At 57.6% G+C, this 8,013-nt stretch carries 7 protein-coding genes and 1 pseudogene; 2 read left to right on the top strand and 6 right to left on the bottom strand.

All coding sequences use genetic code 11. From position 1 onward, the window contains the following. Positions 1 to 40: 40 nt before the first annotated feature. On the bottom strand, positions 41 to 958 hold the full coding sequence (locus GAL01_RS14975; RefSeq protein ID WP_062027188.1) for a LysR family transcriptional regulator: 918 nt from the start codon (positions 956 to 958) through the stop codon (positions 41 to 43). Positions 959 to 1,058: 100 nt separating this feature from the next. Between GAL01_RS14975 and GAL01_RS14970 the strand changes: the two genes are divergently transcribed. Further along, positions 1,059 to 1,850, top strand: coding sequence for an NAD(P)H-dependent oxidoreductase (locus GAL01_RS14970; protein ID WP_062027190.1), 792 nt, complete (start codon positions 1,059 to 1,061; stop codon positions 1,848 to 1,850). A 126-nt stretch (positions 1,851 to 1,976) separates the two neighbouring features. Here the strand turns inward: GAL01_RS14970 and GAL01_RS14965 are convergent, their stop codons facing one another. From GAL01_RS14965 to metX, 4 genes are all read right to left on the bottom strand, one after another. Beyond that, positions 1,977 to 3,281: a DEAD/DEAH box helicase gene (locus tag GAL01_RS14965; RefSeq protein ID WP_062027193.1), complete on the bottom strand. Its 1,305-nt coding sequence runs from the start codon at positions 3,279 to 3,281 to the stop codon at positions 1,977 to 1,979. Between the two features lie 261 nt (positions 3,282 to 3,542). Beyond that, complete coding sequence (locus GAL01_RS14960) at positions 3,543 to 4,151, bottom strand: nitroreductase family protein (protein ID WP_062027195.1); 609 nt, start codon at positions 4,149 to 4,151, stop codon at positions 3,543 to 3,545. 95 nt (positions 4,152 to 4,246) lie between these two features. After that, positions 4,247 to 4,852, bottom strand: coding sequence for a methionine biosynthesis protein MetW (metW, locus tag GAL01_RS14955; protein ID WP_062027197.1), 606 nt, complete (start codon positions 4,850 to 4,852; stop codon positions 4,247 to 4,249). Beyond that, a complete protein-coding gene (gene metX, locus GAL01_RS14950; RefSeq protein ID WP_062027199.1) occupies positions 4,852 to 6,042 on the bottom strand; it encodes a homoserine O-acetyltransferase MetX in 1,191 nt (396 codons plus the stop codon). Before metX ends, metW begins: the two co-directional genes overlap by 1 nt. Before the next feature lie 151 nt (positions 6,043 to 6,193). Between metX and GAL01_RS14945 the strand changes: the two genes are divergently transcribed. Beyond that, a complete protein-coding gene (locus GAL01_RS14945; RefSeq protein WP_062027201.1) occupies positions 6,194 to 7,315 on the top strand; it encodes a glycoside hydrolase family 99-like domain-containing protein in 1,122 nt (373 codons plus the stop codon). A gap of 38 nt (positions 7,316 to 7,353) precedes the next feature. On the opposite strand, the pseudogene GAL01_RS16130 reads toward GAL01_RS14945, so the two are convergent. Further along, positions 7,354 to 7,695, bottom strand: a pseudogene (locus tag GAL01_RS16130) (tyrosine-type recombinase/integrase); the annotation flags it as partial. Positions 7,696 to 8,013: the final 318 nt, after the last annotated feature.

Genomic DNA, 8,013 nt, shown 5'->3' with positions numbered 1-8,013 from the left:
GATACGATGGCCGTTATTACTCTGGAGCTTCGCAGACAGATTATCGAACGATCCCTGGAATTCCCGCGATCTTCTCGGCGAGAAAATCCACGCAGAACCTGACACGCGTCAGGCCTGCCCTTTCCGGCGAAATCAACATACTGAGTGGCGAGGACGTCAGTTCATAGTCCGGCAGGACGCGTTCAAGGCGGCCGTCAGCGAGGCAATCTTCCACAAGCCAGAGATGCGCAGGACCAAACCCTCGGCCAGCCAGAAAAGCTTCGCGCGCCGCAAGCCCGTGATCCACCGTCAGGCGCCCGCGAAACGGCAGGGTTGTGCGCCTGCCGTCAGGCCCCAGAAGAACCAGCCTGTCGGAGCCTTGCACCCGTGAAAGGCGAATTCCCTCCAGATCAATCAGATCCTCTGGTACTTGAGGTCTGCCATGAGCCGCCAGCCAGACTGGTGAAGCGACCAGAACACGATGGCTTTCACCCAGAGCGCGCAGCTTCAGCGCGCTATCCGTCAAAGGACCCAGGCGGAGAGCAATATCAACACCTTCCTGCACCAGATCAATCCGCTCATCCGTCAGGCTGAATTCAATGCGGATGCCGGGATGGCTGTCCTGAAAAGCAAAGATCAACTGGCTGATATGAAGAACCCCCAAGGCGGCCGTGCAGGATATCCGGATTGTGCCGGCCGTCGCCTGTTGCGTGTCCCGCATTTCCTGGCTCGCCTGCTCCACGAGGCATAGAATTTTCAGGCAGTGCTCATAATACCGCATGCCCTCATCCGTCAGTGCCACACGCCGTGTCGTACGGGTGAAGAGCGACACACCAAGCGCCTGTTCCAGTTCATGGAGATGCCGCGTGATGGTGGACTGACCATGTCCGAACTCCCGCGCAACGGCTGTCAGGTTTCCCCGTTCGGCAATGCGTACGAAGGTCCTCATCCGGTCGAGTGTGACGTCATATTGTTCCATAAAATGGCAGAGTCCTATTCATACCAGAGCTATAGAGGAACAATATCCGGTCGCCTATTCTGAGTGAGTTTCAATTCCCCTATCGAGCGAGAAAAGACTCATGAATGTTCTGATTGTCTTCGCCCATCCTGAGCGGCAATCGCTGAATGGTGCCCTGCTTGATGTGGCCCTCAGTGAACTGCATGCTCAGGGACATCAGGTTCAGGTTTCCGACCTCTATGCCATGAACTGGAAAGCCACTGTCGATCATGACGATTTTCCTGGACTCAAGCCAACTGACCGCCTGAAAGTCGCGGCAGAATCATCCAGGGAATTTGCAGCCCATACCCTCACGGACGACGTCAAAGCGGAGCAGGAAAAACTGCTCTGGGCTGATACCGTGATCCTCCAGTTCCCGCTCTGGTGGTTCGCAATGCCTGCAATTCTCAAGGGATGGGTGGATCGCGTGTATGCCTGCGGCTTCGCATACGGGGTCGGCGAACACAGCGACAGTCGCTGGGGAGACCGTTATGGCGAAGGCGTCATGGCCGGAAAGCGCGCCATGCTCATCGTCACGACGGGCGGCTGGCAGGAGCACTATTCGGCGCGCGGAATCAACGGTCCGATCGACGATTTACTATTCCCGATCCATCACGGCATTCTATTCTATCCGGGCTTTACAGTGCTACCGCCGTTCGTGGCCTATCGTGTTGATCGCACCGACGAAGCAAAATTCGCTGTCATGGCAGATGACCTTCGCGAACGGATCAGAACGCTAAACGATACGCCTCCTATCGCCTACCGGCAGCAGAACGAAGGCGATTATCAGATTCCCACCATGCAACTTCTGCCGGATCTCGAAGAACCGGGCGTCAAAGGCTTCGCTCTGCACCTTCAGAACAAAAAAGGCTGATTCCTCTCTCCGGGGGTGGCTCTTCGAAACATTTGGTAAGCCTCCTCCCCCGAGTTCTGAAAAAGAAAAGCCCGCTTCTGCATTTATGCAGAAGCGGGCTTCTCAGAAAACATTTTTAAAAACGGATCAGCGCGGGCCGGAACGCGGGCCACCACGACCGGGAGCACTGCCACGACCACCGCCCGGACGCCCACCACCACCTGAGGGCGGACCGGAACGGCGGCGTCCGCCACCTCCGCCGCCGCCACGACCACCACCCAGAACAGGCGGCCGCTGCGTGGACAGGCGGGCCTCTTCAGAATGGAAGGGATGATCGGTCACGACAGGAATGGGCTTGCCGATCTTCTTCTCAATATCCCTGAGCCAGGCGCGCTGTTCAGCGTCACACAGCGAAACCGCGCAACCTTCACGGCCTGCACGCGCCGTACGGCCAATACGATGGACGTAAGATTCCGGAACGTTGGGCAGATCGTAATTGAAGACGTGGCTGACCTCGTCCACGTCAATGCCACGCGCAGCAATATCCGTGGCAACCAGCGCCTTGATCGCACCGCTCCGGAACCCTGCCATGGCACGCTCGCGGGCACCCTGGGACTTGTTGCCGTGGATGGCCTCCGCACGGATTCCATTCTTGTTCAGGAATTCGGCGACCTTGTTGGCTTCGTGCTTCATCAGCGTAAAGACCACGGCCCGGGCGACGCTCGGGCTTTCGAGCAGCATGAGAGCCGCATCTTTCTTGCTGTTCGAGTCAACGAACATCACAGCCTGATTGATGCGATCGACCGTGCTTGATTCAGGTGTGACCTGAACGGTTGCCGGATCCTTCAAAAGCGAATGCGCCAGATCGCTGATGGATGGGGGCATGGTTGCCGAAAACAGCAGGGTCTGGCGCTGCTTGGGCAGCAGGGCCATGATGCGCTGAATATCGCGCACAAAGCCCATGTCCAGCATCCGGTCGGCTTCATCCAGCACGAGGATTTCAAGGCTGGAGAGATCAATATACTTCTGCCCGATCAGATCGAGCAGACGTCCAGGTGCCGCGACGAGAACATCCACACCGCGGCGGGTCGCCTCGATCTGCCGTCCCTGCCCCACGCCACCGAACACGACAGCGTAGGAAAATTTCATGTGCCGCGCATAAGCGGCAAAGCTTTCACCAATCTGGGACGCCAGTTCACGCGTCGGCGCGAGAACCAGAGCCCGGACGCCCTTGGGCGGTGCAGGTCGGCGGTTGGAGAAGATATGGTTCAGAATCGGGAGCGCGAATGCGGCGGTTTTACCAGTGCCGGTCTGCGCGAGCCCCAGAAGGTCACGGCCTTCCAGCAGGTAGGGAATAGCCCCGGCCTGAATCGGCGTGGGCGTGGTGTAACCCTCTTCTCCGAGAGCCTTCTGAATTGGCTCGGCAAGCTTGAGTTCGGCGAAACTGGTCATTGACCTCTCCCTATGAGACGGCAAGGTCATGCTCAGTCAACCGCACCGCTATACGTCCCGCCGGTCGAGTGACCGCAGGCTTTTATTGCAAATCACTCCATGCCTGATTTGCTCGCAAAGCCAGCAGGATCACGAAGCCATCATCACATTTCAGAAAATGCCCCTGAAGTGCATCTGGGATGTAGGACAGCACTTGTCCCATTGCAAGGATACAGCAACGCCATTCTGTGAAAAACCATTGCTATTTCTTGAGTTTTGCCATCAGGCGAAGCTGTCGTATTGAACCACTGCATCAAGAGGCAAGACGCCGCCGCGGGGCCTTGGCGCAGATGCTTCACGTCCGAGCGCTACAAACATCACAATTTCATGATCAGACGGCAGGTTGATGATCTCCCCGACCCGATCAAAGTCAAACCCGTCCATCGGGCATGTCTGAAGACCATAGGCTGATGCCGCCATCATGAGTGCATAGGCGGCCAGACCACAGGACCGGAACCCTTCGTCGCGCTGCACCTGTTCCCGCCCTTCATAATAAGAGCGGATCATCCCGACATATCCATCGCGCACGGCCTCCGGTGCGTCCTTCCAGTAGCGTGCGGGATCTTTCTCCCATGCCTTGATATCAGCGCACATGACGATCAGCGCGGAACACTCCTCGACCTGCGGCTGATCCCACGCGGCGGCGCGAATTCTGCGACGCTGTTCCGCGTCCCGCACAACCAGAAAACGATAGTTCTGGATGTTGAATGCTGTCGGCGCACGGCGGGCCGCCTCCAGAATCGCTGTCAGATCGGCATCCGCAATCCGGTATTCCGGATCAAAATGCTTGGTCGCACGACGCGATGCGATGGCCTGAAGAATTTCGCTCATGGATCCTGAACTCCGCTCTCATGGTGAAAGACCCTGATCAGGCCCGGGACTTCAAACCCTTCCCTCAGCGAAAGGTTGCAAACGACGGTCCCGTGTCAGGGCTCCGCACGCCGGAGCAGGAACATGGCCTGCTCTCCGAACAGGTTGGCAAGCCTGATCGAACGACGCCAGGGCGCACGGGCCCCGTCTTCGTCAATCGCCAGCCACTGCTGAACGACATATCCCTCCTCTTCACAAAGCACGAGGAAATCCCGGATTGTGCAGGGGTGAATGTTCGGCGTCGAATACCAGGGCGTGCTCCAGACAGCCGTCATTGGCATCCGCCCTGTCGTCAAGAGCTGAAGCCGCAGTCGCCAATGTCCGAAATTTGGAAAAGATACAATGGCATAGCGGCCAATTCTGAGCATCTGTCGCAGGACTTCCCGCGGACGTTCGACGGCCTGAAGGGTTCTTTGCAGCACCACATAATCGAACGTGCCATCCGGATAATCCGCCAGATCGTGATCCGCATCGCCGTGCATGACAGGCAGGCCGTGCGCAACAGATTGGGTCACGTTCTGCATGTCGATCTCGATCCCCCGGGCATCGCACGAGCGCGTCCGGTACAGATAGTCGATCAGAGTGCCGTCTCCGCTTCCCACATCCAGAACGCGGGCCCGAGGCGCGATCATTTCGGCAATCAGACGCTGGTCAACACGCATCAGCCTTCTCCCGCCAGAAGGGCCGCATGTTCGGCAGCGCCATTGATGAAGCCCCGGATCGTCCGGTCAAAATCCGGCTCTTCAAGCAGAAAGGCATCGTGCCCGCGATCACTCTCGATTTCGACGAAAGAAACGTTCGCGCCCGCCCGGTTCAACGCCCGTACCAGAAGACGCGACTGGGATGTCGGGAACAGCCAGTCCGAACTGAAGGAGACGACACAGAAACGCGTCTGCGATTTCCGGAAGGGGTTGGCCAGATCCCCGTCATGTTCGGCAGCCAGATCAAAATAGTCCATAGCGCGCGTGATGGTCAGATAGGAATTGGCATCGAAGCGTCGCACAAACGACGAACCCTGATGACGCAGATAGCTCTCGACCTCGAACATCTCGCCAAACAGGGACGGACTGCTGGACGCGGGTACGGCTGTGGCTGCATCATGCCGGATCCGCCGCCCGAACTTCCGGCTGAGCGCCTCCTCCGACAGATAGGTGATATGCGCCATCATCCGCGCGACCCCCAGCCCGCGGGCAGGTATGGCGTCGAAATCCCTGTACTGCCCGTCATGCCAGTCCGGATCGGCAAAAATGGCCTGTCGGCTGACTTCATTGAACGCGATATTCTGGGCGGAGTGAAAAGGTGAAGTCGCAATCGGCATGGCGGCAAACACCCGGTCCGGAAAATCCGCAGCCCAGGTCAGAGCCTGCATTCCGCCCATTGACCCGCCAATAACGGCAAACAGACGGTCAATACCCAAATGGTCGATCAGCCTGGCCTGAGCGGCCACGATGTCGTGCATGGTGATCGGCGGGAATGCACTGTCCCATGCCTTCCCCGTCTCTGCGCAGATCGATCGCGGCCCCGTCGTACCCATGCAGCCCCCAAGAACATTGGAGCACACAACGAAATACCGATCCGTATCAATCGGAAGACCTGGCCCCACCATGCGGTTCCACCAGCCGGGTTTGCCGGTCAGGGGATGCTGTTCCGCAAGGTACTGGTCACCTGTTAACGCATGACAGACCAGAATGGCGTTGTCGCGCGCCGGCGAAAGCGTTCCATACGTACAATAGGCGACCTCCAGAGGCGCCAGATGCACACCGCATTCCAGATCGAGACCGCCTTCAAGGCGCACGGTCCGATGCTCATGAACCGGACCATCCGCGATAATCGGTAACGCGCTGATGTCCATCGTTAACCTGCCTCTGATGTCACGACCGAAGGCCGCATTGCCTTGCTGGGCGCCACGGTATGACACCCCCGGGCCATGCGATCAAATTTCTTTTGGATTGACGATCAATTAACGAGTTGAATAAAGTTAAAAAAAAGTAAAAAAGTTATACATGATGAATGCGTCTTCACATTCTCCTGCCGAAGTTTCACGATCATCGTCTTTCCCGGTCGATGCGTCGCCTTTGCAGATCCTCGGACATTCCGGGCTTTTTGACGCATTCTACTATCTGCAGACCAATCCTGATCTTGAGACGCTTGGAACCGAGGTTCTGCGCCATTATCACCAGCATGGCTGGCGCGAAGGCCGCAAACCCAATCCATTTTTCGATCCCCACTGGTATCTCAGCCAGAACCGCGACGTCATTGGCGATCCATTGCTGCATTACATCCTGCGCGGCGAGCGGGAAGGACGCCGCCCGATCGCATGGTTCGACCCGGTATGGTACGCCCGGACCTATCGTATTCCGGAAGGGATGCTCGCCCTCGCCCATTATCTGCTGAACCGCCACAACACATCGCTTCGGCCGATCCCGGAATTCGACCCCGAATTCTATCTGCGCTCCTATCCGGACGTCGCGAAAGCAGGGCTCGATGCGCTTGAACACTACATGGTCCAAGGGTTTCGTGAAGCACGCCGTCCTTTCGACGGGTTTGACCCCCTATATTACAGACGAAAACACCTGCGGCATGCTCCGGAAAGTAATCCGCTGCTGCATTATCTGGAGCATCGCGATCGACCGGATGTGCACCCCTGCAGCCCGGAAACTGAAGTATCGGTTTTTGGAGAAATCAGGCGCAGAACCAGACTAGGCCCTCTTTTTGAAAAGGCCCGACCCCTTCCCGCAAGCGCCATCCGCCGCGCGCGGGTTCTGGCCTATTATCTTCCGCAGTTTCACGCCATTCCGGAAAACGACGCCTGGTGGGGCGATGGGTTCACGGAATGGGCCAACCTGCCCCGTGGTGTTCCGCGTTTTGCGGATCACTATCAGCCCCGCATTCCACGAGATCTGGGCCACTATACCCTGAACTCGCCAGAAATCCTCGAACGGCAGGCCGCCATGGCCCATGCGGCTGGCATCGAAGGGTTCATTTTCTATTTCTACTGGTTCAATAACGGAGTTCGTTTTTTTTCAATGGGTTGCATAGCGGTTTCTTCTGGTTTCCAAAAACTGGTTTCCGCCCTAGAAATTGCCTCTACTGCCATGCGCTTTTGGTCCGCTGAGCGGGTATAGTACTCAACCATCTTGAGCGTCTTATGCCCCGTGATCGCTGCGATTTCATGCGTCGAGCATCCTGCTTCCGCTAGAAGTGTGGCTGCCAACTTCCGCAAGCCGTGAATATTGAAACCTACCGGGATAATCCCTCGGGCCTGAGCATCATTCATGCTGCGGGTGATGTTGTGGGTCGTCATCGGTCCGCCGCGTACGCCGGTAAGAATATGATCGCTGGTCTTCGGCCATTGCGTCATCGCTTGCGCGAGAACAGGATGGATCGGGACCCAGAGTTCTGTTCCTGTTTTGATCTGCCTCACGAAGATTGCGCCATTCTGAATATCGCTCCAGCGCATGGCGCACAGGTCACTGCGCCTCTGCCCGGTGAAGAGCGCAAGCATCACCGCACGGGATAGGTGTGCTGGGAGATTGCGGATCGCGTCTCTTGCCATCTCCTTTGTCCACGCGGGCAGCGGAGTATACGGCAGCATTCCGATCCGAGCTGCAGCGTTCGCGTCCACCCATTCCCGGTTAAGCGCCCAAGATAAGAATGCACTGCTGGCCTGTATGAACTGGTTTGCGGCTCCGGTCCCGCGCCCAGCTGCAAGGGCATCACGGAACTGGAGTATAACGCGGCGACGTAATTCCCGGATCGGGACCTGCTCGATCCGCTCTAATTCCTTCAGGTAAAGAATCCGATTACGCTGCGAACTGGGCTT

This window comes from Gluconobacter albidus (genome assembly GCF_002723915.1).
In the GTDB taxonomy this organism is placed as follows: Bacteria; Pseudomonadota; Alphaproteobacteria; order Acetobacterales; family Acetobacteraceae; genus Gluconobacter; species Gluconobacter albidus.
This window is presented reverse-complemented; position numbering and strand designations above follow the sequence as displayed.